The sequence below is a fragment of the Treponema denticola genome, from assembly GCF_024181605.1.
Taxonomy (GTDB): domain Bacteria; phylum Spirochaetota; class Spirochaetia; order Treponematales; family Treponemataceae; genus Treponema_B; species Treponema_B denticola_B.
The window spans coordinates 1,056,476-1,082,132 of sequence record NZ_CP054477.1; the positions used below are offsets into that span (position 1 = coordinate 1,056,476).

The 25,657-nt window shown below is 37.8% G+C and carries 20 protein-coding genes and 1 pseudogene; 8 read left to right on the top strand and 13 right to left on the bottom strand.

Annotated elements, in window-relative coordinates:
- Positions 1 to 127: 127 nt before the first annotated feature.
- Positions 128 to 2,524 (bottom strand): annotated as a pseudogene (locus E4N80_RS04775) (hypothetical protein).
- Positions 2,525 to 2,678: 154 nt separating this feature from the next.
- On the opposite strand from E4N80_RS04775, the gene polA reads away from it, so the two are divergent.
- The 5 genes from polA to rpiA all read left to right on the top strand — a co-directional run bounded on the left by polA (position 2,679) and on the right by rpiA (position 9,390).
- Positions 2,679 to 5,510 carry a DNA polymerase I gene (polA, locus tag E4N80_RS04780; protein ID WP_253700719.1) on the top strand — a complete coding sequence of 944 codons (2,832 nt, stop codon included), beginning with the start codon at positions 2,679 to 2,681 and terminating at the stop codon, positions 5,508 to 5,510.
- Positions 5,510 to 6,181, top strand: coding sequence for a dephospho-CoA kinase (coaE, locus tag E4N80_RS04785; RefSeq protein ID WP_253700720.1), 672 nt, complete (start codon positions 5,510 to 5,512; stop codon positions 6,179 to 6,181). Before polA ends, coaE begins: the two co-directional genes overlap by 1 nt.
- 9 nt (positions 6,182 to 6,190) lie before the next feature.
- Entirely contained in the window at positions 6,191 to 7,027 is an 837-nt protein-coding gene (locus E4N80_RS04790; protein ID WP_253700721.1) for an SPOR domain-containing protein, read from the top strand.
- 2 nt (positions 7,028 to 7,029) lie between these two features.
- On the top strand, positions 7,030 to 8,508 hold the full coding sequence (locus E4N80_RS04795; protein WP_253700722.1) for a type I 3-dehydroquinate dehydratase: 1,479 nt from the start codon (positions 7,030 to 7,032) through the stop codon (positions 8,506 to 8,508).
- A 162-nt stretch (positions 8,509 to 8,670) separates the two neighbouring features.
- Positions 8,671 to 9,390 carry a ribose-5-phosphate isomerase RpiA gene (gene rpiA, locus E4N80_RS04800; protein WP_253700723.1) on the top strand — a complete coding sequence of 240 codons (720 nt, stop codon included), beginning with the start codon at positions 8,671 to 8,673 and terminating at the stop codon, positions 9,388 to 9,390.
- Positions 9,391 to 9,439: 49 nt separating this feature from the next.
- Here rpiA and E4N80_RS04805 read toward each other — a convergent pair whose 3' ends face one another.
- From E4N80_RS04805 to E4N80_RS04855, 11 genes are all read right to left on the bottom strand, one after another.
- Complete coding sequence (locus E4N80_RS04805; protein ID WP_253700724.1) at positions 9,440 to 10,156, bottom strand: hypothetical protein; 717 nt, start codon at positions 10,154 to 10,156, stop codon at positions 9,440 to 9,442.
- 71 nt (positions 10,157 to 10,227) lie between these two features.
- The gene (locus E4N80_RS04810) at positions 10,228 to 11,220 is read right to left on the bottom strand and encodes a PASTA domain-containing protein (RefSeq protein WP_253700725.1); all 993 of its coding nucleotides are present in this window, start codon (positions 11,218 to 11,220) and stop codon (positions 10,228 to 10,230) included.
- A 26-nt stretch (positions 11,221 to 11,246) separates the two neighbouring features.
- Positions 11,247 to 12,215 (bottom strand): methionyl-tRNA formyltransferase, encoded by a 969-nt coding sequence (gene fmt, locus E4N80_RS04815; protein ID WP_253700726.1) that lies wholly within the window; start codon positions 12,213 to 12,215, stop codon positions 11,247 to 11,249.
- On the bottom strand, positions 12,212 to 12,721 hold the full coding sequence (def, locus tag E4N80_RS04820; RefSeq protein WP_253700727.1) for a peptide deformylase: 510 nt from the start codon (positions 12,719 to 12,721) through the stop codon (positions 12,212 to 12,214). The genes fmt and def overlap by 4 nt, the downstream gene beginning before the upstream one ends.
- A 102-nt stretch (positions 12,722 to 12,823) precedes the next feature.
- Positions 12,824 to 13,171, bottom strand: a complete 348-nt coding sequence (locus tag E4N80_RS04825) for a helix-turn-helix domain-containing protein (RefSeq protein ID WP_002669261.1) — start codon at positions 13,169 to 13,171, stop codon at positions 12,824 to 12,826.
- Entirely contained in the window at positions 13,155 to 13,409 is a 255-nt protein-coding gene (locus E4N80_RS04830) for a type II toxin-antitoxin system RelE family toxin (RefSeq protein WP_002669263.1), read from the bottom strand. Before E4N80_RS04830 ends, E4N80_RS04825 begins: the two co-directional genes overlap by 17 nt.
- A gap of 49 nt (positions 13,410 to 13,458) precedes the next feature.
- Entirely contained in the window at positions 13,459 to 14,055 is a 597-nt protein-coding gene (locus tag E4N80_RS04835; protein ID WP_253700728.1) for a CbiQ family ECF transporter T component, read from the bottom strand.
- Positions 14,046 to 14,786, bottom strand: coding sequence for an energy-coupling factor ABC transporter ATP-binding protein (locus tag E4N80_RS04840; RefSeq protein WP_253700729.1), 741 nt, complete (start codon positions 14,784 to 14,786; stop codon positions 14,046 to 14,048). Before E4N80_RS04840 ends, E4N80_RS04835 begins: the two co-directional genes overlap by 10 nt.
- Before the next feature lie 3 nt (positions 14,787 to 14,789).
- Positions 14,790 to 15,401, bottom strand: a complete 612-nt coding sequence (locus E4N80_RS04845; RefSeq protein ID WP_253700730.1) for a biotin transporter BioY — start codon at positions 15,399 to 15,401, stop codon at positions 14,790 to 14,792.
- A 126-nt stretch (positions 15,402 to 15,527) separates the two neighbouring features.
- On the bottom strand, positions 15,528 to 17,195 hold the full coding sequence (locus tag E4N80_RS04850; protein WP_253700731.1) for an ATP-binding cassette domain-containing protein: 1,668 nt from the start codon (positions 17,193 to 17,195) through the stop codon (positions 15,528 to 15,530).
- On the bottom strand, positions 17,182 to 18,888 hold the full coding sequence (locus E4N80_RS04855; protein ID WP_253700732.1) for an ABC transporter ATP-binding protein: 1,707 nt from the start codon (positions 18,886 to 18,888) through the stop codon (positions 17,182 to 17,184). Before E4N80_RS04855 ends, E4N80_RS04850 begins: the two co-directional genes overlap by 14 nt.
- 114 nt (positions 18,889 to 19,002) lie before the next feature.
- Here E4N80_RS04855 and E4N80_RS04860 point away from each other — a divergent pair, with 114 nt between their 5' ends.
- The 3 genes from E4N80_RS04860 to E4N80_RS04870 all read left to right on the top strand — a co-directional run bounded on the left by E4N80_RS04860 (position 19,003) and on the right by E4N80_RS04870 (position 23,971).
- Positions 19,003 to 20,622, top strand: a complete 1,620-nt coding sequence (locus E4N80_RS04860) for an ATP-binding protein (RefSeq protein WP_253700733.1) — start codon at positions 19,003 to 19,005, stop codon at positions 20,620 to 20,622.
- A 48-nt stretch (positions 20,623 to 20,670) separates the two neighbouring features.
- The gene (locus E4N80_RS04865; protein WP_253700734.1) at positions 20,671 to 23,208 is read left to right on the top strand and encodes a helicase-related protein; all 2,538 of its coding nucleotides are present in this window, start codon (positions 20,671 to 20,673) and stop codon (positions 23,206 to 23,208) included.
- Between the two features lie 232 nt (positions 23,209 to 23,440).
- A complete protein-coding gene (locus tag E4N80_RS04870) occupies positions 23,441 to 23,971 on the top strand; it encodes a putative signal transducing protein (RefSeq protein WP_002679344.1) in 531 nt (176 codons plus the stop codon).
- Between the two features lie 20 nt (positions 23,972 to 23,991).
- Here the strand turns inward: E4N80_RS04870 and E4N80_RS04875 are convergent, their stop codons facing one another.
- A complete protein-coding gene (locus E4N80_RS04875; protein ID WP_253700735.1) occupies positions 23,992 to 25,653 on the bottom strand; it encodes a tetratricopeptide repeat protein in 1,662 nt (553 codons plus the stop codon).
- Between the last annotated feature and the right edge of the window lie 4 nt (positions 25,654 to 25,657).

Consider the following 25,657-nt stretch of genomic DNA (forward strand, 5'->3'; position numbering starts at 1 on the left):
AGAAAAAAACGAAACACTATAATTTCCTTATTTTAAAGGTCAAGAGTCGAGTTTAACAGCGGAGAACGCTAAGACCGCAATTTTTTATGCAGTCTTAGCTGAATTTACCTTTGCGGTTTAATTTTATTTACTCCCACTTAAAGCCATTTGTGGTATCATGGGTCAACTCCCGTGAAAATGTTGCATTGGTATCTTTAGGTGTAACGGTCCAATTAGTTGAAGTCGTGATGTCAAAACTCAAAACCTTATTTTTATTTTGAGCTTTATCATCGGCGTTGCTCGTATCCCCATAATAGCCGTCGGAGGCGATTATTAGTTTATTGGGAACCGTACCTATGAACCTGTATGGGGCGTAGCCGTCAGCACTCTGAGATGGAGTTATTTCTGTAAAGGTTTGACTATTTATAACAGTAGAAAGAGGTTTTGTTGTTTTATAGAATATCCCTTTACTTTGTACTTCATTAGTAGCCGGGTCTCTCATTTGCCCCTTATGCTTTGTTATAAGTATGTATAAAACATCATCTTGTATTCTCAAATCGTTAATTTCTTGATCTGTATAGTCATTACCATGTTCGTGCTGTTGATTATTTGCATAAGGCCAAAAACCTTCAGAAGACTCAATAATATTTTTATATTTAAAAACGTTTATTGTATATTTATTTGTATTATATTCTGTTTTTTGAGCGGCATAAATATTTTTTGAATCAGCAGAAATACTTGTAATAGTACTTGCTGTTGCATTAATAGCAATAGTTTGTGCAGATTTTATGTTTTTCAAATAAGCACCATCTTTAAAATTAGTATATTGCCAACTATTACATATGATATAAACGTCTTTATTATTGTGATTATAACTATAATACACATATCCCTTTTGGGTATCTGAAACATCAACAGCAATAGCTGTCGGTTTTTCAGAGGCAGAAAGTGGTGTACTTCCGGAATTATTCACCATCTTTTGTTGATTGTCTTTTGTGTTATCCGTACTGTAATTGTTAGCTTTTTCATACCTTCTTACATAATAACTTGGAGTATCAAACCAAACTACATAGAGGTTCCCTTCTTGGTCATAGCAAAAAACATCTGTCGGGTAATCGGGGCCGTTATCTTGAAGAAAAGCAGTACTTGGTAATGAAGCGCTAATATTATTTTCATCAACAAGATAAAATTTAAAACCTTCAGCGCCGGAATCAGTATTCTTCTGCCACAATAAGACCTTGCCCGTACCGGGGTATTCCTTAAACCATTTATTTTCGGTTGCGTAAGAATAAAGGCTCTTGGTTGAGGTATTAAACGAGAATACTCGGTTTACGTTTTTGTCGATTCTTACACTGCCGTCTACCTTTTGAAACGTACAGCCGTCATCGGCAATCGAGATGCTTTGCTCATCATAGCCGATAAAACAAGCAGGGCCGTAAAAGTTAGCTTCACCGGCAGTAACTATGTCGTTCCCAGCCGTTACCGTATCATTAAACCCGTATTTTTGAAGCCCGCTTATTCCGGAAGAATTGTATGTATATTCAAGCATACCGCCTAATGAGTAATAAGGAGAAGATACCCCTATCGGCGGTATATTGTTTTTTGCAAATAGGATATATATTTTATCTTTTTTTACAAGGATATCCTTAAAATCTACATTAATTGGTGTTCCTGATATGATTATTTGTCCTCTTGATACGGTGGTGCTGCCGGCCTGATTGAATGTAAGACTGCCTCCTTCCGTAATAGTGAACATTTTTAAATCAGTACTGTCTAATGCAAATAGGTTATTATTATAAACTGCAATGGGGCAGACTGGGATCGTAGGAGTTCCGGCAATTACAGAACCGTCGTCTTTTATTCGATAAAGATTTGAATCTGCAGCAACATACACCTTTCCGGTTATGGGATCTTAAGCCAGGTTTACACTTGAAGCATAGGTAATCGTAGTTAATATTGGGGAACCGGAGTCAAAATTATTCGGTGTTCCGTCGCTTTCATAGCGGTTCAGTGCCCAAGTGCCGTTTTTATAGGCAATGTAGAGGCGGCCTCGGCTGTCTCTGGTAAAAACAGGCAGTGTATTTGAGCTAATATCAATTGTTTTTCCGGCTATATTAAATTCATATGTATTTGCAGCCTTTGTCGAAAAGCCCATGTTTGCCAATGAAGAGGCGTTTTTGTTTAAAAGAAGCTGTATATCGTTATTACCTTCTTTTACGGTGTGGCTATTGTGAGCCGACCAAGAAGAAGATGGGCCGTTTAGTTTTACGGTTATTTCTAACCTTGATCCTACAGGAAAATCGGCTTGAAAAAATTTAGGTTCGGAGGCAAGAATTTTTTTATAAATGGAGCTGTTCCCATCCGTTACAATATCTATTTCAAGTTCCGAATCTGCAAGATCTGGAAGTCCTGTCGAAGAATTTATTGAGCGGGCTCTACCGCCTTCCAAATCGATTGTAATGGTTCCATATTCTTCTTGAAAAAACAACGAACATGAAGTAAAAATCAAAACAAAAAACAATATAGGGAATAATATCCTTTTCATAAAAACCTCTAAAATTGATATTTTTTATCTATAATTTTAAATACACCGATCTCATAATAGCATAAAAATATAAAAAAATCAATATAGCCGCATTTAATGCTTGCATTTAAAGCCTCTTACATAGTATAATCCTTTCCCGAACGGAGGTCATTTTATGAAAGATACAATCTATGTTTTGGATGCCTACGGGCTTATTTACCGCTCTTATTTTGCCTTTATTTCAAGACCTCTTACAAACTCTAAGGGCGAAAATGTTTCGGCTATCTTCGGCTTTTTTAAAAGCCTTCATTCCATATTTACCGAATATAATCCTAAGCTCTTTGTTACTGCCCTCGATTCCCTTACACCCACTTTTAGACACGAAATGTACAAAGAATACAAGGCCACACGGGATAAAACGCCCGATGACCTCCATGCTCAAATCGACAAAATAGAAGAAATTTTAAAAACATTTAAACTGCCTGCAGTCCGCTGTAACGGCTTTGAGGCCGATGACGTAATAGCTTCCATAGCCGCCCTTGCAGAAAAGGAAGGCAGGGAATGTGTGGTTATTTCGGGCGACAAGGATTTAATGCAGCTTGTTTCAAAAACCACGACAATGCTTAAACCGGGGAAGATTAAGGCTTGGGAAGGCTTCGATGCCGAAAACGTAAAAGAAGAATGGGGCGTTTATCCTGCCGGAATGTTAGACCTTCTTTCCCTCATAGGCGACAGTGCCGACAATGTTCCCGGCATAAAGGGGGTCGGACCGAAAACGGCCGTAAAGCTCCTTGAAGAGTACAAAAGCCTCGACGGTATCTACGCAAATACAGGAAACTTAAAAGGGGCTTTAAAAACAAAAATAGAAGAAGGAAAGGAATCGGCTTATTTTTCTAAAGAGCTTATAAGGCTCCGCTTCGATGTTCCGGTCGAAAAAGACTTAAACGCCTACTCTACTTCCCAAATGGATTATGAGGCGGCCGCCCGTCTTTTTATAAGCGAAGAGCTTCCCAATATTGCAAAGCTATATTCCGAAAAAATAATTGCCGAAAAAGCCCTGTCCAAACATGAAAAAAATGAAACTTCTTCAAAAGAAAACTTAAAACAAGAGGCCGGTCTTTTTGAAAATTCGGAACAAACTTCTCCCGAAATGCTCCCGCAAGAATTAGGAACAGGAGAAGAAATCTCCCTTCCTCAAAACAAAGGTGATTACAAACTTGTAGACGAAGCGGAAGAACTTTTTAAAATACTAGATGAGGCCTTAAAACAGGGGCTTGCAGCCTATGACTGTGAAACCACAAGTGAAGATCCCCTAAATGCGGAAGTCTGCGGATTCTCCCTTGCCCTAAAAGAAGGAGAAGCCTATTATTTCCCCTTAAAGGCACCGAGCCCCGAACTGGGAGAGGAAGCTCCAAAACTCATAGCCTTTAAGGATGCCCAAAGGGCCGTAACAAAGCTCTTTGACTCGAAGATGACCCTCATAATGCATAACGGCAAATTCGATATTCAGGCAGCCCTTTCATCAAAACTTGCAAGCGGCATTTCGGCAAATCTTTTTGACACGATGATAGCTGCATGGCTTTTAGACCCTGCCCGCTCTTCTTACGGAATGGATAAACTTGCAGAAAGTATTTTAGGCGTAAAAACCATAAGGTTTAAAGACCTTGTAAAGCAGGGACAAAACTTTTCGGATATTCCATTAAAAGAAGCCTGTCCCTATGCTGCAGAAGATGCCGACATAACATTCCGCTTTTATAAAAAATTCTTACCCCTCTTAAAAAAGAATAATTTGGAAAAACTTTTTTTTGACCTTGAAATGCCTATCACAAAACTTTTAACCGAGATGGAAATAAAGGGCATCTTTTTAAAGGGCGAAGAACTTACTGCCTACTCAAAAGAATTGGGAAAAGAACTTGAAGATTGCGAAAAGGATATTTACAGACTCGTAGGCCATGAGTTTAATATAGCCTCCCCTAAACAGCTTCAAGAAGTCTTATTTGAAGAAAGAAAACTAACCCCAGGCAAAAAAACTAAGACAGGCTATTCTACGGATACTTCGGTCCTTGAAAACCTTGCTTCGGAGGATCCCGTACCTGCAAAAATCTTGGATTACAGGGCTCTTGCAAAGTTAAAATCCACATACACCGATACCCTTCCCAAGATGACGGACAAAAACGGAAGAATCCATACAAGTTTTATTCAAACGGGAACAGCCACAGGCCGCCTTTCAAGCCGAGACCCCAATTTACAAAATATCCCCATACGCGGAAACGAGGGGCGGAAGATAAGGGAAGCATTTCAAGCGGAAAAGGGGCGGGTTCTTATTTCTGCAGATTATTCGCAGATTGAGCTTGTAATCCTTGCTCATCTTTCAAAGGATCAAAACCTAGTAGAAGCCTTTAATAAGGGAATAGATGTTCACGCCAAGACTGCAAGCCTAATCTTTGCCGTAGACATAAAAGATGTAAGTCATGATATGAGACGCATAGCAAAGACCATAAACTTCGGCGTAATGTACGGAATGAGTGCATTCCGCCTCGCTTCTTCTTTAAGAATTCCCCGCAAAAGAGCTGATGAGTTTATAAAGGCTTATTTTGCCACCTATTCCGGCGTATCCGGCTTTATGGCAAATATTTGTCAAGAAGCCGAACAAAGAGGCTATGTAGAAACTATAATGGGAAGAAGGCGTTATCTTCCGGCTATAAACAGCAAAAACAAGGTAGAAAAGGCCGGAGCCGAACGCATTGCGGTAAACACCCCGATTCAGGGCACGGCCGCCGATATAGTAAAACTTGCAATGCTCGAAGTCGATAAGGCCTTAAAAAAACAAAAACTTGATGCCTCCATACTTTTACAGGTCCATGATGAGCTTATAATAGAGGCCGCCGAATCTGAAAGAGAAAAAGTCATGTCCTTCGTAAAAGAAAAAATGGAAGGCGTAATCAAACTTTCGGTACCCTTAAGGGTAAGTATAGAATCGGGAATGAGCTGGGGAGAGTTCCACTAATGGATAGTGTTTTAAACAGCAGGCAGAGCCGGCAAAGCCTTGGTTCACCCTCAGAACCGATTTTAATAGGGCTTTCAGGGCCTTCTTGTTCGGGTAAAAACACGGCAAGTACTATTTTACAAGACTACGGTTTTTATTGTATTGATGCCGATGTAGTTTCAAGAAAAGTTTTTATAGAGCATGAAAAAGAAATTTTAAATCTCTTTCAAGCCGAGGCCGAAAAACGAGGCATAAATTTAAAAAATAAAAAGGGCATCGACAAAAAAGCCTTTGCCCTCTTGGTCTTTTCGGATGAAGAACTTTTAAAAAAACATGAAGCCTTTATTCTCCCCATAATCGAAGAAAAAATATGGGAGGAAATTAAAATGGCATTTACAGAAAAACCTGAGCGCCCCATTCTTTTAAACGCCCCTACCCTTCACAAGACGAGCTTTATAAAAAAATGCCTCTTTATATTGTACATAGATGCACCTTTTATTTTAAGGCTCATAAGGGCAAAAAAAAGGGACAGGCTGCCCTTAAAAAATATATGGTTAAGATTTTCAAAACAAAAGAAATTCTTTTCTCAATACTTTTTTTTAAATGCCGATACAATAGTAGTAAAGAACTTTTGGTCTTCTGCAAGTTTAAAAAGAAAACTATTGCAGGAAGTTCAAAAAAGAGGTTTTTGAGGTTGATTTATGGAACAGAAAAAAATTTTATGGATAGTACTTTTTATTTCGTTGTTTGCTCTGATTATCTTCGGTGTCGGCTTATACCTGTATGCCCCATTCCGTAATAAAAGCACCATGACTGCGGCACAAATATCCGATTTAGGCAGAATAGAAGCAGACAAAACGGATACTAGCGTAGATCCTCTTCAATGGACTCGAAATCCCGACTCAATTCCTCCGCTTGAATCCGAGTCCCCTACCCTCGTAAATATTGCTAACAATATAACCGTTGTAAACGGTGAAGGCCAAACCGGCACAACAGAAACCTCTATTAATGTAAGCGATTTAACGAATACTCAAAAAGACGAAAAAACTGCAAGTCTACCTGAAGATCTTGCTGCAAATTTAAACACAAATCAAGAAATTGAGAAAAAAACTTCCGATACCGAAAAACAAACTCAAACTGCTCCTGCAAAGGAAGCCAATCAAAATACAGGCGTTGCTTCGGTAAAAGGAGTAAGCTCAAATACGGTTCAAAAACCTAAAACAGAAAAGAAGACTCCTCAAAAAACGGAAAAACCTGCTGTCAAAAAAAGCCCTGCTCAAAAAACGGTTTCCACACTGTACTGGGTTCAAACAGCTTCTTTGACAAGCCGCTTAAATGCAGAGGCGGCAAGAGATACCCTCACCTCAAAACACATGAAGGCGGAAATCTTTACCAAAGAAACGGCAACGGGGCTTACCCACCGAGTCAGAGTCGGCCCGTTTAAAAACAAAACCGAGGCAGAATATTGGCTTAAAAAAATAAAAGAAATTAAGGGCTTTGAAGGAAGTTATGTAACCCAAGACCGAAAAAAAAGCTGATTATGTCTACAAAGGTCTGTCTTGTTTTAACGGAAAAAACAATAGAAAAAAATCTTTCCGCACTGGAAAAGTATAAGAAGTTTATTGATATTGCAGAGCTTCGCGTAGATTATCTCAATCAAAGCGAAATACTCTATTTAAGAAATTTCCCCGAACGGGCCGGAATCCCTTGTATTTTAACCGTCAGGAGAAAGTCTGACGGCGGAAACTTTACGGGAGGAGAAGGTGCAAGAATGACAATCTTTGCACGCGGCCTTGCCTTTGCAAACTCCGACCCGATAAAAAATTTTGCTTATATAGATTTGGAAAGCGACTTTGATTCATCGGGAATCGAAGAAGCGGCAATGGCCTTTGATATTAAAATAATAAGAAGCCTCCACATTAAGGTTCCGGTAAAAAATATAGTAAAAACTATTGAAGGCCTAAGCCGTTTTGAAACCGACATTCCCAAGTTGGCTTTTACTGCAAATTGTTTAAACGATGTTTCCGAGCTTTTTAAAGCATCAAAACTGATACAAAATCAAGAGTACATCTTATCGGTTATGGGACCATACGGTTTAAGTTCCCGTATTCTATCAAAGCAATTAAATTCCCAAATTGTCTATACCTTTACTCCCGAATACATAAAGAAAAATAAACTTGAACAAGAACTTATAGATCCCGAAACTTTAGAAGACTTATACAGATTTTCAAAAATCGATAATGATACAAGTCTTTATGGAGTCATAGGCAAGGATGTAAACACAAGTTTAAGTCCAAAAATTCACAATGAAGGGTTTAAAATAAAAGACCTTAATTCCGTTTATATCCCCATATCGGCGGTATCATCAAAGGAAGCCTTGGACTTTGCCAATCTTCTTAATATAAAAGGCCTTTCGGTTACGGCTCCTTTTAAAAGTGAAATTATACCTCAAATAAATTCCATATCCGAAGCCTCTAAATTTATCGGCGCCGTAAATACCTTGATAAACGAAAACAAAAAATGGTTCGGCTATAATACCGATGTTGACGGCTTTCAACAGGCCTTAATAGAATTCTTAAACGAAAAAGACTTACGCAAATATAAGGTTGCAATTATAGGCGCCGGAGGAGCCGCCAGAGCTGTTGCAGAAGTAATAAGCTCTCTCCATGGAAAAGCCTGTATATTTAACCGCACTGCCGAAAAAGCTAAAAACATAGCCGAAAAATATAAATTTAAATGGGCTCTGTTGGATCCTATAAATATAAAACAGCTTCATGCTTTTTCGGAGCTGATAATTCAAACAACAAATGCAGGTATGGAGCCCGACATAGATATGGACCCTCTTAACTTTTATACCTTTACCGGAAAAGAGAAAGTATTTGAGTTAATCTACAGGCCTGAAACCACTAAGATGTTAAAGCGGGCAAGGACAGCAGGATGTCAGGTTTGTAACGGCTATAAAATGCTCGAATATCAAGCCTATCATCAGTTTAAAGCTTTTGCAGGAAAGGATGTATGATAAACAGTTCGGCAGAAATTCAGCCTCACTGTTTATCTGACGAGTTTTGTACATTGAGTACAAAACATCGCATTATTGTATGCAGTTTGTAAACAAACTGCGTGAAAAAACTTTTTTCAGGATTTAATAATCCTTACAAAAAGTTTTTATGGGAGATTTATAATGGACACGTCAGAACTTAAAAAAAAGATTGCCTATCATGCAATCGACTCTCTTTTTTCCGAAGGAAAAATTTTTGACGGAATGAAAATAGGGCTCGGCACCGGCTCTACAGCTATGCCGGCTGTACACCGTCTTGCACAATTATTGTCGTCAGGTAAGTTAAAAAAAATATACGCCGTACCTACAAGTTTTCAAACCTCAATCGAATGTGAAAAGCTAGGTATCCCTATTTATTCTCTAAGCTCTCAGCAAATCGGCGGAAGCTTAGACCTTGCTATAGACGGAGCAGACGAAATCGACCCCGATAAAAACCTAATCAAGGGAGGCGGAGCCGCCCTCCTCAGAGAAAAAATAATAGCATACAATTCAAAAGAATTTGTCGTCATTGCCGATGAAAGAAAAAAAGTTAAATCTATGGGAAAAGGATTTGCCCTTCCTATTGAAATTATACCTGAAGCACGTTTAAGTATTACACGGATTCTTGAAGCTCAAGGTATCAAAGTAGCTCTGCGTGAAGGTGTAAAAAAAATGGGGCCTGTTGTTACCGACAACGGCAACTTTATAATTGATGTAAGATGGCCTGAAGCAGCTGATGTAGATCCCAAAATCTTGGAGGAAAGTTTAAACAAGATTACAGGTGTAGTAGAAAACGGTTTTTTTACTAAAAACACTCCGCGAGTATTTATCGTACACCAAGACGGAAATATAGAAGATCTATAAAAGCTGAAAATCTTTACAATAATTATATTATAAAATTTATTTTCGGTTATTAAAAACCGTCATAATTTACCTTATCTTTTTCCGCATTTTCTTTATTACCGTTTTCAGCTTTATTTGAAGGCTCAAAACGCTCAAAGTCTTTTTGCATATCTTCTACAATTTTAAGTAGATTATCTTGTTTTAACAACTCCATAAAGTCTTCACATTGCGCAGGAGAAAATGCCAACCGTAAAGCAGGACAGTTTGAATTATCCTTTGCTCCTATTGCCGTTGTAGTCGCATTAGCCAAAATAAAATAAGGCCGATTTTCCGATAATAATTGATATTCAGCCCTCAATGACGGTTTAGCTTCATGTGCACCGGATCCAAAAAGCCCCCAAGACATAAGAACTTTTGTTTTGCCGAAAAATGCATTTTTATTTGCATCAGAAGGAGATAATGTCTTATTATTATAGGAATCAATATAAGACTGCATTGCATTCAACAACATCTCCCTATTTTCCCGATCCAAAAATATTTCTACTTTATCAACCATAAATCTATGTTGAATCGATACAATATTTGTACGAGGAAAAAAAGTAAATTTAAATTCGGTAGGTTTTATTTCCTTGTTAGTTCTTTTAACAACTCCACCTATAACGGTTCCCAATTCTACAGGAGAAAAATCTCCTAAAAAATTAGGATCATTTTTGGGCACTGTTTTACAAGAATCCAAAACAAGCAAAAATATAAATGCAGTTAAAATAGTCAAAACTTTTCTATTCATTCTATGTCTCCTTAATTTGTTTTATAGAATACATAGGTCTAAACAATATGAATTCTATCTTAGTTACAAAACTATTGTTTTACTTCAAACATTTGAACCTGTTTGTTTAATACGGTGAGAACAAGAACCGTACCTTGGGGAAGACCATAAGGAATACTGCATTTTCCTCCTTGATGGTTAAAACTTACAAGCTCCGTTCTTTTTCCGTCCGGATATACGGCATCGACTACAACTTTTACCGGATAAGGATATTTAGGTAAAGCAGGTGAATAAATACCGTAAATCATTTTTTCGGTGGAGTCGGGAATTTGCAGGCCTAATTCTATTTGAGAGTAAGCATCTACTGAGGAATCTGCCGGCTGGCTTTGACTGACAACTAATGGAGCATCAATGGAAGAATTAACTTCGGCTTTTATTACAAACGAAATTTTGCTTTGAGCTATTGCAGAATAAATATCTTCAAGTTTAAATCCTTCCATGTTTGGAACGGAAACTTTTTCGTTTTCAGGTCCTTTGCTCACGATGAATTCTATTAAAATTTCTTCCGAAATCTTAGTATCAGGAGAAGGATTTTGCTCCAAAATAGTACCGGCAGGAATTGAACTTGATTTGTACATAATCGGTTCTTTTATGGAAATCAGCTGTTTACGCCCTGAAGTAAAAAGAGAAGCAAAATGCTGTTGAACCTCCGATAAGGTTTTTCCCACATAATTTTCTACCCTGTCAAGAACGGCACCGCTGCTCACGGTTACATTTATTCTTTTTCCGGCTTTAACTATAGTTCCTGCAGGAGGACTTTGCTCTAAAACCTTCCCTTCATCTTCAATATTATCCGAAAATCTTAACTGAAGACGGGGATAAAGTTCTTTAACCTGTAGTTTAAGAACCGCATCTTCAAATTTTTCGCCTTCGATATTGGGAACCAAAACCTGATCAGCCGTTTTTACCGACATAAAAAACACGATTGTAGAAATAAGAACAAAAAATACAAGCATTACCAAAGAGGTAACAACTATTACTTTTCCGTTACCCTCTATGCTGTCTGCAATATCACCAAAACCCATTGATTACACCATCCATATTTTAAAATTTATGTTTCAAAACTGCCTTCCAAAAAATCAGGAGAGCCGTTTAAAAAATCCTTCCATTCAAGCTTTTTTTTTGCCTGCTTTTGTAATACCGAAACAGCGAGTATTCCATTCCCTGTTTGAATTAAAATACCGTATTTTTTATCGGTACCCAGTATTGTACCAAATTTTTTATTTTTTGTCATTTCATTTGAAGCATCTTCATATAAATTAGCTTCAATTATGCTTATTTTTTCGCCCTTTTTAAAGGTAAAGCAGCCCGGCCAGGGGGTAAATGCCCTTATTTTTCTTTCAATTTCTTCAGCCGGCTTAGACCAATCTATAAGCCCGTCTTCTTTTTTAAGCATTGAACAATAAAGAGCTTCTGCCTCTTCCTGAGGTCTTGCCTGCTTTAATTTATTTTCAAAATCAGAAAGGACTTCACGCAAAAGCGGGCAGCACTTATCGGCACAATCGGTTAAAAGGCTTTCAGTAGTTTCGGAATTATTTAATGGAATTTCAAGCTGTCCTAAAATACTTCCGCAATCCGTTTTTTGAGCAATGGTCTGAATCGTAATTCCGGTAAGTTTATCCCCTGCCAATATGGCCGCAGGAACCGGAGCACAGCCCCTCCACCTTGGTAAAAGAGAGGGATGAATATTTATTCCGCCCAGTGGGAAAAGAGCCATCGTCTTAGGCCCGAAAATTTTACCGTAGGCAAAACAAACCAAAAGATCCGGTTTTAAAGCCTCGAGTTCTTTTCTAAAATTATCATCAAGTTTTTGAGGCGTCAAAAGAGGAAAATCTTCAGGCAGAAATCCTTCTTTTATAAGCTCCTTTACTGCAAGAGCTGCATCGGAATCCTGCATCTTTTTGTTCCGCCCTGCAGGAGCCGGAGGATTAGTCAAGACTCCGCAAAGGTCAAATTCGCGAGCTATTAGTTTTAAGGCCGGTACGGCACAGGAAGGAGTTCCCGCAAAAAAGATTCTCATCTGAGGCGGATCCTTTTTTTTGAAAAAAGAGCCTTTTTATGTTCAAACTTTTCGATAGCCTCGGCCTTTTTTTCTTCACTTAAACGGTCTATAAAAAGCACACCGTTTAAGTGGTCATTTTCATGCTGAATGACTCTGGCAAGAAGCCCTGAGGCCTCTATGGTTTTTATTTTGCCGTCAATGTTTAAAAACTGAACCTTTACGGCTGAAGGCCTCATAACATCGTCATAGACCTTAGGTATGCTCAAACAGCCCTCTTCCATTAAACACATTTCCTGAGAAGTTTCGATAATTTCAGGATTTATAAAAACATACTTTTGTTCGTTTATAAATACGATAAAAAGCCTTATGTTTTCTCCTACTTGCGGAGCGGCCAAGCCTATACCGTTTTCTTTTTTTACGGTAACAAACATTTCGTCAATTAGGCTTTTGATATTTTCATCTATTTTTTCAACAGGTTTGGACACTTCCCTCAAAGTTTCCTCGCCTAAATGTAATATTTTCATAGAACATAATTATACAAAATAAGGGCTGTACCGTCAACCATGCTGTAAATTTTGGCATAAAATACGAATTTAATTGTGTTAAATTTATATAATGTATAAAAATTATATTCGTAATTGCAAATAGTCAATATTCATAGCTTGGGCTATTTTTTCCAGTGTTGCTTTTCGATTCTTTTTGGATGTTTCCATCTGACTATAGGCTGCTTGGCTTATCCCCATTTTTTCGGCAATTTCAGTCTGTGTAAGGTTTAAGTATTCACGCCATGCCTGAATGGAACTCATATCTTCCAAATGTATTTTTTTTATTACTTCATGCGGAATTGTTTCTTTTTCGTTAAATTCTCTTACCTTATGATTACATAATGTTTGAAAAACTTTAAAAGGAATAACCGCATATTCCGGTTTCCCGTCCTTTCCTGCTATAAATTGAACATCAATAAGTGTTGTCATCTCTTTTTTTTACCTCCTCGATTGATAATATATGTATTTTTTCAATGTGATTAAATAGAATCCTATATCTACCGACACGCAATCGATAATCGTATTTATGATTACTTAATGCTTTTACATTTAAAACATACGGAAATCCGGATAAAGTATCAACAGCTTCAAGAATTTGCTTTTTATCAGCTTTTTGTATTTTGTTAAGTTGTTTTGACGCTTTTCGGCTCCATCTAATCGATATCATTGTTCTATTATAAGATAATTATAAGTTTTTGTCAATTATTTTTTTCAGTTCATTCTGAGCGGTTTCGCAGTGCATACATCAGTTTTTGGCCTTTGTAAAGGGCTTCGGAAATAAAAATCGGAAAAAGTTTAAAAATTTTTAAAAGGCTTTTTTTTCCTCCCCTTGCCTTCCAAGAGTAATCCAGCTTTGTCCAAATAGAAAACAAAAGAGGAATAAAAAACAAAAAAAGAGAAAACAAAACAGCAACTTTAAAGGGTAAGATTTTTTCCAGAGCCTCTTTTAATTGGAGAGAGCTTGTGGTATTAAAAAAAAGGGAGCTTATCTGCATAAGGCAGACAAGTTTTAAAATAAGAAAAGCCAAATCTTTTATACTGCTTTCCGTTTTTATAAGAACCGAAAAAACATGGAGGCTTACAAGAAGCAGGCAATAAGGCAGAATCGGTTTTAAATCCAGTAATTGCTCTAAAAACGAAAAACCTATAAAACGGGCAAAAAAAACAAAAAATACCGAATAAAAGAGAACATAATTAGGAAAGAAAAAAATCAGGGCTGTAAACCCGAAAAGAAAAAGCAATTTTAAAAGGGGGGACATCCTATGTAAAAAGCTCGTTCCTCTACGGTACGAAAATAAGGGCCTTATATCCAAATTAAATCCTCCCTTTTTGTGTATGAAGTAAGCGGAGGCCTTATACTCCATTCTTTTAGATTTTGTCTTAAGCCCTCTTCCGCAGTCCCGTCAAAAACTTTTTTCCCCCTATGGAGAACTAAAAACCTATCGGCAAGGGCGTAGCATTTTTCAAGCTCATGGCTTAAAAGAAGGATGGTATAGTTTTCGGCCTTTAATTCTTTAACAAGGGAATTAACCTGCACTACCCCCTCATAATCCAAATTTGCATAGGGCTCATCAAAGATCATTACGGGAAACTTCATCGCCAAAATTCCTGCAACGCAAAGCCGCCTCTTTTCTCCTCCCGATAAGGAGCGGGAAGAATAATACCGCTTATCCTTTAAGCCGGTTTTTTCCAAGGCTTTATCCAATCTTTTTTTTCTTTCTTCTTGCGGAAGTTTTATATTTTTTAGTCCAAACAAAATATCTTCCTCAGGGGTTTCTCCCAATATCTGCAAGTCGGAATCCTGAAAAACTATGCCGCATCTTTCTTTTACCTCTACAAGTCCCGATGAGGGCCTTATAAGCCCTGCAATAATCGACATAAGAAGAGTTTTTCCCGAACCGTTAGCTCCCGAAATAAGAATGCTCTCTCCCTTAAAAACAGTCAAAGAAATTTCGTCCAAGGCCCTAAAATTAACCGTTCCGTCAAAAGAGCTTTGAACAAAGGTCTTACTTATATTTTTTAAGCTTATAATTTCTTCTTTCATAGTTTAAGAAGAGACCTCTAAAAAATATCTTGCCGTAACGGGACGCAGTTTATAAATTAAAGCGGAAACCAATATCATCTTGATAAAATCCCCCGGCAAATAAGGAATACAGGCAAGGCTCAAGGATTCAAAAAGCCCCCTGTTTGTAAGCTGCATAAATCTTGCTATTCCAAAAACATAAATAAGAGCAAAGCCCGAAAAAGAGGCTGCAATTATTTTTAAATAGTTTATTAACTTAATGCTCTTATTTTTACCTGAAGAAACTAAGACAAAGTCTTTTTCTCCGGGCTTTCTAAAAAAAATAATCAAAAAAGCTGCTGCCGCAAGATAGCCGATTAAAAAGCCTCCCGTCGGCCCCAAAAGATGGGCAAGCCCCCCTCTTCCGCCCGAAAAAACGGGAAGGCCGAGTAAACCGGCAATCAAAAAAAGAGCTGTTGAAGCTGTCCCGTAAAGTCCCCCTAAAAGCCCCGATGCCAAAATAGGCATCATGTTTTGAAGCACTATGGGAACGGGAGTTCCGGGAAGAGGAAATGCTATAAAACCGCTTACTGCAATAAGGGCTGCAAAAAGCGGAACAAAAACCGGCATAATCGATAGTTTAAAATTTGAGCTCATATTTTCTCCAAATCAAATTGATAACCGTAATAATAAACCAGGTTAACAATTTAAGAGGGCTGTGTCAAGCCCCCCGCATTGCCTCAGGTTAAATCTAACCGATTCGGCTTAAAACATTTTGTCAGTCTAAAACTCAAGCTGTTTTATCCTCGGAATCATTTCAAGATTTGGGCTGCGATTGCTTATTTCGATTACCGTTAAACTATCGAGAGCGGCGATGTCTTTGCGAATTTCGCCTGCGAGACCGGAATCGACGGCAGTAAAGCAATCGTCTAAAACTACAAGTTTAGTCTTACATAAAAGAGCCCTTGCAATTCCAATGCGCTGGGTTTGTCCGCCGGAAACGCCTCCCGTTAAATTACCGACTTTTGTTTCCAAGCCGTTGGGCATAGTTTCCAGATCTTTGTCTAAGCGGGTAATTCTTAAAACTTTTTGGATTTCCGCTTCGGTAATCTTTCCTTCCTTTTCAGAGCTGACACCGAGTAAAAGATTTTTACGCAAGCTTGCGTTAAAAATTTGCGGGGTCGGCGAAACATAAACGGCGAGGGGCGAAACAAAAATCACTTCGGGCTTTTCTATTATTTTTCCATTTAAGATTATTTCACCGCCGGCTTTTTTAGTAATTCCCAGCATGGACTTTATCAGAGAACTTTTTCCCGAAGCCACGGCTCCTGTAATAAAATAATATTCACCGCCGTGAAATTCGAACGATTTTTCTATTTTAAAATTGCTCTCAGGATACTCCACACAAAGATTTTTTACAACAATGGACTCAATATTATATTCTTGCGGATTTTTTATATCAAGCTGTTCATCTTCGTTTTCAGCTTTTGTATAAATATCTTGAACACGCTCCAGAGAAATTTTTGTTTGTTTTATGCTGACAAAAAAATCCGAAACAGAAGATGCAAAGTTAGAAAGTGAAACAGATAAGCTGATAAAAAAAGCAAGATCTCCCACAGAAAAACTAATAGTTTCGATGTTTAAAGCAATAAAAATCAACATTGCCGAAGTAATCAGCTGATGCCCCAATCTAAAAAGTGATTTAATTAAAGAGCTGCCGATATTTTCCTGAAGAGCGGCTTTCGCAGCTTTTTGATTTATATGAAAATAAGCATCGATAAAGTTTTGATTTTTATAATCGGTTTTTATTTCTTGGGTGGATTGTAATGCGGCCGTTAAAAAACCTGAAGTCGCCGCAGCCGCTTTGAGGCTGTTTTCACGCCAGCGTTCTACCTTTGGAAGCAGCAAAGTAATAATCCCAATATTCAAAGCAATTAAAAAGAGAGCAATAAATGTAAAAGTTACATTAACGGAAAACATTAACACAACTGTTACTATAGCAACGACTAGCGATGTAGAAAAATGCGGAAAAGATCCTGTGAGTAAAAAAGAAAGTTGATCTATATCTTCACGGAATTTATAAGCGGTTTCCCCGATTGCCTCAGAAGTATCAAACTCTTTCGGTTGTAATATAATTGCCCGAAGCATTTTACTTACAAAAAGTTTTTTTATTTTTGTTCTAAAAAGCCATCCCATATTCATAGTTATATATGCAAAAGCTGTAAACAAAAATCCGGTCGCCATCAAAATAATAATAAACCAAACACCCAATGGCAAATCAATTTTATTTTCAAAAAGAGAAAACATTTGCTTTTCGATAAATGCAGGAAACAATCCGGCGGTAAACTGAAGTAAAAAAGCCGAGACCATTGCCGCCAAGAAAAAAAACGGATGCCGTTTTATAACTTTTAAGTTAACCGATAATAAGGATTCCGGTTTAATTTGTTTCATTTCCTCCTCCTTCGGAGAGGATTGCTTTTTCTCCTTGAGATAATTTTCCATTCTCCAATAAAAATTTTACATTTGTTTTTTCTAAAGTCTCAGTTCTGTGGGCAATTATAATTGCCGTTTTGTTTTCTATAAGCTCATTAAATGCAAGCTGAATTTTTTCCTGCTCAGTGTTATCAAGTTTTGCAGTGGACTCGTCCAAAATAATAATTTTACTTTGTTTTAAGAATAATCTCGCACAAGCTAAAAGCTGAGTTTCACCACCGGAAAAATTTGCCGCTCCGTCTTCACAAATATAATCTAAGCCGCCCGGTAGAGCCATAATCTTTTCATACATTCCGCTTTTCTTTAAAGCTTCTTTTATTTGCTCATCGGAAATGCTTTCGTCAAACATGCGGATATTATCCCTAATACTTGCATAAAAAAGAACAATACTCTGACTCACATATCCGATGTTTTCAGCAAGCGATTTTTGACTGAAATCATTTAATGGAACACCGTTTAATAAAATTTCTCCGGACTGAGGTTCGTAAAGCTTTAACAAAAGTTTTACAAGAGTCGATTTTCCGCTTCCAGTCCTTCCCTGTACAGCACAATGATCTCCGGCATTTATTTTAAAACTTAAATTATCTAAAATCAAATCCCGCTCATCATAAGCAAAGGAAACATTTTTAAACTCGACACTGTATGTTTTATCATCGAGAGTTTTATTCCCGAAAGAAATATGGGGCTTTTCAATGTATAATTTAAAAACCCTATTTATCCTTGCACCAAGCCCTTGAAATGTAGTTGCATTTTGAGCGAGCATTTCAAGCGGCCATTCTAAAAGCACAAAATAATTATATAACATAAAAGTTTGACCGAGGCTTAGCTTCGCATCTTTTAGCAAATAAAACAAGATCACAACCAAACAGGATTTTTCAATAAATGTTATAGCTTGGCTTAACATCATCGTAAAAGTAAAAAGTCTATAAAACTTTTTTTCATTTTTAAAAGATGTATCATGTAAACTGTCTGAGTTTGCAAGGATTTTATCTTTTGCGTTTAAGCTGTGAAGCTCTTCTCGTCCTGTAATACTTTCCGTAACAAGGGCATTAACTTCTGCCATGTTTTTTCGCACAGTTTCAAGAGAACTAGTATCTTTTTTAGATTGACGCAACATCATAATAATACCGATAACGGAACAAAGAACAAAAATATATCCTAATAGAACGGAATTAAAAAAAACAATTATTAAAATTCCCGATAGAATAATAATATTCGAAATTACATCAAGCACAAAAGTAGAAATGTTATTTGAAAGAATTAATACATCGCCTTCAACACATTCTACTAATTCGCCGATAGGATTATTATGATAAAAAGTCATATCCAACTGCAAAAGATTTTTTAGCATATCGGAACGCAGTGCTTTAGTTAAACTCCAAGAAAGCTTTTGCATAAAAAAATTGCGGAAAGTATTTAATACCTCTACAAAAAAAACAAATGCTAAGTAAAAAAGAGCAATTACTAAAATGCTTTTTGTCCCAAGTCCGCCTGAAACTCCGTCTATAAACTTTTGAAAAAGCTGAGGTATGTACAAAGTAAGCCCAATATGAGAAAAAAAGAATAAACATAAACTCGCAAAAAGTATTTTATGCCTAAATAAAAATTTTTTAAAGTACGAAATAAACGATTTATGTGGTGTCATGATCATACAATATCCTTGTAAGGAGTCTAGCGAATTGAAAATATATTGTCAAGTCTATTCTCCCATACTTGAAGCCTCTTACAAAATAAGCTATAATGTATTAAATTCAGGAGGTAGAAGATGTCAGATATCCGCAAGTTGCCTATAGGCCTTCAAAGTTTTGAGGTTATGCGTAATGAAGGCTTTGTTTATGTAGATAAAACCGAATATGTGTTAAGGCTTGCAGCTGAAAGCCGTGTGTTTTTTTTAAGCCGTCCTCGGCGGTTCGGAAAAAGCCTTTTTCTTTCTACCTTAAAGGCTTATTTTTTAGGTAAAAAAGAGCTTTTTAAAGGGCTCTATATCGAAGATGCCGAGCAAAAACAGGCAGAACTTGAGGGCCGTGAAGCTTGGATTAAATATCCCGTTCTATATTTGGATTTTAATGGGGGGATTTATGATACAAGTGAGGGTCTTTTAAACCGTTTTCTTTCATTTTTTAACGAATATGAAGAAATCTACAAAAGCACCGGTCTTGATATCCCTGACCGCTTTAAAAACCTAATAAAAAAAATTTACGAAACAACAGGCAAGCAGGTTGTTATCCTTGTCGACGAATATGATAAACCCCTCCTTGAAACCATGATTATAAATGAGCCTTTAAACGAAGAATACCGCCGTATCTTAAAGGGCTTTTACGGAGTTATCAAAGCTTGTGATGAGTATATCCGCTTTGCCTTTTTAACGGGTGTTACTAAATTCAGCAAGGTCAGCATCTTCAGCGATTTAAACAATTTGCGGGATATCTCCCTCGAAAAAAATTATTCGGGTATCTGCGGTATTACTGAAACTGAATTAAAACAAGTGTTTAAACCCGAAATTGATGCTTTAGCGGAAGAGCGTAAGCTCAACTATGAAGAAACACTTGCTCAACTAAAAAAACGGTATGACGGCTACCTTTTTCATCCTAAAGGAGAGAATATATACAATCCCTTTAGTTTGCTAAATGCCTTTACAAAAAAAGAAATCGGCTCTTATTGGTTTTCGACAGGAACACCTACCTTTTTGGTCAGAACTTTACAACATCAAAAAGAAATATGCATCCGCGATATTTTAGAAAATGCTGAAATGGATGAAAACTCTTTACAGGATTACCGCCCCGATATGAATAACCCTATACCGATTTTATTCCAATCCGGTTATCTTACCTTAAAAGGTTATGATGAAAGAATGGGCTTGTACAAATTGGGTTTTCCCAATGACGAGGTAAAATACGGCTTTTTAGATAATCTTGTTCCTGCTTACACTTCAATCTCAAAAGATGCAAGCGGTTTATTTATAGGGAATTTTGTAAGAGCTATCGAGAAGGGCGATACCGAATCCTTTATGAAAAGAATGTACACTGCCTGTGCCGGCCTTCCTTACAGCTTGGCTTCAAAGGAAAATGTAAAGATGAGGGAAAGAGATTATCAGATAGCCTTTTACATAATCTTTAGCCTTATGGGGCAGTTTGTTCAAACCGAGGTGGTAAGCTCAAAAGGCAGGGCCGATTGCGTAGTTCACACCGATGATACAGTCTACATCTTCGAGTTTAAGCTGATGGGTTCCGGCACACCTAAAGAAGCTATCCAACAGATAAAAGAAAAAGGCTATGCAGAACCCTACAAGACGAGCGGAAAAAAGATAGTCCTAATAGGCGCGGTTTTTGCCGACGGTATTGATGAGGATACCGCCGATACTTGGGAGGCTTGTGAGTTACCCTAAATCACCATACTTGAAGCCTCATACAAAATAAGCTATAATGCTCAAGATATGAAATATAAAAATCTACCGGTATACGAACAAAAAGACAGAATATTGGAAATGCTTGAGCACAATCAGGTAATCGTTGTAGAAAGCCCTACGGGTTCAGGCAAGACTACCCAGCTGCCGGTTATTTTACATGAAGCAGGCTACAGCCGTTCAGGTATGATAGGCGTTACCCAGCCGAGGCGTATTGCAGCCCTTTCGGTGAGCGAATTTATTTCAAAACAGCTTAAAGAGCCGATGCCCGGTCTTGTCGGATATAAGATGAGGTTTGAAGATAAGACTTCAAGCGATACGAAAATAAAAATAATGACCGACGGCATTCTTTTACAGGAACTGAAACTTGATCCATGGCTCAGCAAGTATTCCGTAATCTTGGTAGATGAGGCTCATGAGCGTAGCTTAAACATAGACTTTATATTGGGACTTTTAAAACGGATAATAACGGAGCGCAAGGATTTTAAGGTTATAATTTCGTCGGCCACAATAAATACAGATCTATTTTCGATGTACTTTGACGGATGCCCCGTAATCAAAATAGATGCCATCACCTACCCCGTTACCCTGATCTTTGACCCCCCTGCGGTTAAGGCTTCTACCGATACCCAAGAAGCGGAAACGGCATTGATGGACAAGATAGCCTCGATTGTAGGACGCATTTTAAGTGAAGGACGGAGCGGTGCCATTCTGGTTTTTCTTCCGGGGGAAAGAGCTATTAAGGACTGCATTGAAAGGCTTTCAAAAGAACCGTGGTACAGAAAACTTTTTATCCTCCCCCTTTACGGCCGTTTAAGCAAAGAAGAACAAGAAAGAGTTTTTAAATCCCCGCCCTTCGGGAAAAAGAAGATTGTTATATCGACAAACATAGCGGAAACCTCCATAACGATAAACGACATTGCTGCCGTTATAGACTCGGGGCTTGCAAAACTTAACTTTTATAATCCTTTTACCTTTACCTCAAGTTTGGATGAAACCCTCATATCTAAGGCCTCATGTAATCAAAGACGAGGCAGAGCCGGAAGAACTCAGGAAGGCGTATGCTACCGCCTTTACACACGCAAGGACTTTGAAACAAGGCAGCTTTATACCCTCGAAGAAATCTACCGTACCGACCTATCCGAGGTTGTTATGCGTATGGCGGAACTGGGAATTCTCGACTTTGAAAATTTCGACTTTATTTCGCCTCCGGGTAAAAAAGGCATAATAGGAGCCATAGATACCCTAAACATGCTCGATGCCCTAGAAAGCGACCGCTCTTTAAGCAGCATAGGAAAGATGATGTGTCTTTTCCCTTTGGCTCCAAGGCAATCCCGAATCATAGTTGAAGCAATTACAAGATACCCCGACCTTGTAGAAGAGGTTTTAATCGCTGCAGCCTTTTTATCGGCACGGAGCCCCGTCATCTTCCCCGAAGGCGAAGAAATTGAGGCCCGCAAGGCTCACGCCCTTTTTGATGAACCCCTTGGAGATTTTGCCTCATTCTTAAAGGTTTTTAGAATGTACTCTCAAGCCCTCGATAAGGAAAGGTTTTGTAAAATTCACTATCTCGATGACAGAGTAATGGCCGAAATAGCCAACATAAAAGAACAGCTTGAACTCATAGTTTCGGATATGGGCGTTCCGATTCTTTCGGGCGGAAAAATGGAACACTACCTTACGGCTATAGCCAAGGGAATGATTCAGTTTGTATGCTCGGCTCAGGGAAGGGACTCTTACCGCTCCCTCACAACAGAAAAGATTTTTATCCACCCCGGCTCCTGCATGTACAAGGAAAAAGAACAGTTTATAGTTGCAGGCGAAATAGTCAGAACTTCGCGCATGTATGCCATGTCGGTTTCTCCTCTTTCAAAAAAGATAATCGAAGAGGTTGCCCCTGCCCTTTTAGAAAGAAAGGATAAAAGAGCAAAGAAAGAAAAAGACGAACACAGGGCAGAACAAAAAGAAGAAAAGAAAAAGCCGGAAGAAGAAAGCGTTCTTATCGAAGGAACTCGTTATCTTATCAAAAAAATAAAGGGCAAAAAGCATCTTATTCTTCCATGGAAAGAATTTAAAGTTACGGCCGAAGCTCTCCGCAAAAAATACAGTGAAGAAAATCAAAACGGAGCCTTGGAGCAATTAAAGGGCTTAAGGGGAAAAATAGAAATCAATAAAAGCGAGCTCCTCTCAGGCGAAAAGATGGATTTAATTTTAAATGTGGTAAATAATTTTAATATTGAACAGATAGAAAAAACCGAAGATGAAAAGCGCTTTGACAAAAATAAAAATTATTTTATTGAAGAAGATTTGGAAGCCCTTGTAAATTCCTTAAACCTTTTATTTAGAACTACAATAGCCAAAAAGACTACAAAGCAGCTGGGCTTTATAACCCTCTTTTGTGACGGTACAGGACATTTTTGGTTTAAAACTTCAAGAGGTTTTCATACGGCCTTACACGAAAGCCTTGTATCCCTTCAAAGCCTGATTGACCTTGCAGGAGAGAATTTTAACGAAGACCAAAAAATAATAGTCCGCAATATCTACGGAAAAATGAATAAGATGATTTAAGGTCAGTACTAAAAAACTTGTTGTTTTTTAGCGGTAACCGTGATCCTTTGAAAAAAATTATTGGAGGCTCGATAAATAGTTCGGCAGGAATTCTGCCTCGCTGTTTATCTGCCGAGTTTGCCTTTCGGCAAACGTCGCATTATTGTATGTAGTTTTGCATAAAGCAAAACTACTTGAAAAAACTTTTTTCGCAAATTGATATTTGCTGCAAAAAGTTTTTATTGGAGTGCTTATGTGGTGGTTAGTTGCTGTTTTGAGCGGTATTTTTGTGTTTTTATTTTTAAAAAAGTCGTGGAAAGAAAATTCGGAAGGGGTTAAATTAAACGACGGAACTGCTGCAGAAGATGAAGCCTTAGATGATGTAGTTGAAATGGAAGATGCTTTTTTTGAAGCTGTCCAATCGGGAAAAAAGGCCGTCAAATTTATGCACTTGTTCTATCAAGAAGACTTGATGATGATAAAATCATTATTTCAAAGTGAACATATTCCATACCGTGTTGAAAACGAACATGTAGCTTCGGTTCTTGTAGGATACGGAGTTACCGGCTTTAACCATACCGACTTTTATATTCTTCGTGAAGATTATGATGATGCGTTTAAAATCGTAAAAGAATATGCAGAAAACAAGCGTTTATCCGGAAAGGTTTCAGGAATGGCGGATAAAATGGGAGCTGTAATTACAGTTTTATTTGCATCAAGTTTTATACCCGATAAACATGAAACCTCAGGTATAGTTGTTTTTAAACTTGAAGAAGAAGATTAATCCTTCAAACTCAAAAACGATTAATTAAGCTCCTTTATTTTTTTTAAAAGGGATGCCGCCTGATAGTTTTTCGGATTTAATTCCAAGGCATAGCCTAAGACACTTATAGCCCTATCATAAGCCTTTCTTTCATAAAAGATTGAGGCAATCTCATAGTGCAGCATACTTTGTCTTTTTTTATCCTGTGTCATTGATGCGGCAAGGCTGTAGGCATTTACAGCATCTTCGGTTTTACCGGACATATAATACATATAGGCGGAATTTACCGTAGAAGCATAAGCATAGGCAGGAACTTGTGCAGAAGCCGCAAAAGAAGATACGGCATTTTCAAAGTCTCCGCTCAAAGCCGAATTTATTCCTGCATAAAAAGAATCTTCATATCGTTTTCCTATTTCACTAACGCTAAGACAAGCATTAAAATCTCCCGATTTAGCGAAGTACCATTTTGCATATTCTCTGATAATGGACTCCTTGCCGTATTTTTCAAGAATCTTCCACATATCGGCCTTGCCCCTTGCTTTGGAAGCATAGGTTTTATCCATTATTTGATTGTATCTAAATTCTTCTAAAATAAACCTTTGGTCAAAATCCGGAGTCTTCATAGCCCTTGCTAAAAGGTCTTCAGGCTTATATGTCATCTTGGGAGAGGTAAAGTAAGTTTCTTCCATCTTCATTGAATAAAAGCCCTTAGATTCAAGATAGGCACTAAGCTCATCTTGCGAATTTAATTCGCGTAAAGCAATATCTTCCCTAGCGTAACGGGCAATAACGGGATAAAAGCCGGGATATAAATCGATACATTCTATTAAAAGGTCTACACGCTCTTTTTCGTCTGGAGCCGTAAGAGCCAAATCATAAAACACTATGGGAGAAGATTCGGGACTTCTATCGGCCGCAGCCTGCCAAAAGGCTCTAGCCCTCTCCGTATCTCCTTGCCCGAAAGCTGCATCGGCAGCAAGCATAAGATGAAGCCGTGCATTTTCAGCCGTTTTACCTTCGCCGCCGTCTTTATCCGCATAAACAAGAGAAAAATATAAATCACCGAAAATAGAATCGAAAACACCTAGGTCGTAAACAATGCAGCTCCAAAAAAAAGGATGCTCAGGAGCAACATCATTCGGAATATTATAGCGTAAATGAGATGCCTCCCTTAAACGGCCCTTGGCTGCCAAAACAATAGCGGCATTCTTTAAAAAAACTTGATTTTCAGTTTTATCGTAAGCGGCTTTTAAAAGACTAAAATCCGAATTAAAGGAATTAAAGGCAATATCGGACAAAATTGAGGCTTCGGCACCCAATGAAGCATAAGGCGTATTTTTTAAGTTTTCACAATAAGGCAGGGCTTCAGCCGGCTTTCCTGAATCAATAAGAATCGAAGTTAATAAGGCAGAAAGCTCCGGTGAATCAGGATACTTCTTTATGCCCGTTTGAAGAGAGATTAAGGCATCGGGAATAGAATTAAGTTTTAATTGCCGTTTGACAATACTTACATAATTTGTAGTATTAACGGCCTTTTTTTGAAGGCGTTTTAAACTCTTCAAAGCCTTAGTCTGACGGCCTTCCGTTATTTGAACATCAACATTGGAAAGCCCATCCAAAAAAGCTTGTTCATTAGTTTTGCCCGAACAAGAAAAAAATAAAAAAACTATAAAAAGAATAAAAAATATCTTTAACCGCTGCATTTCT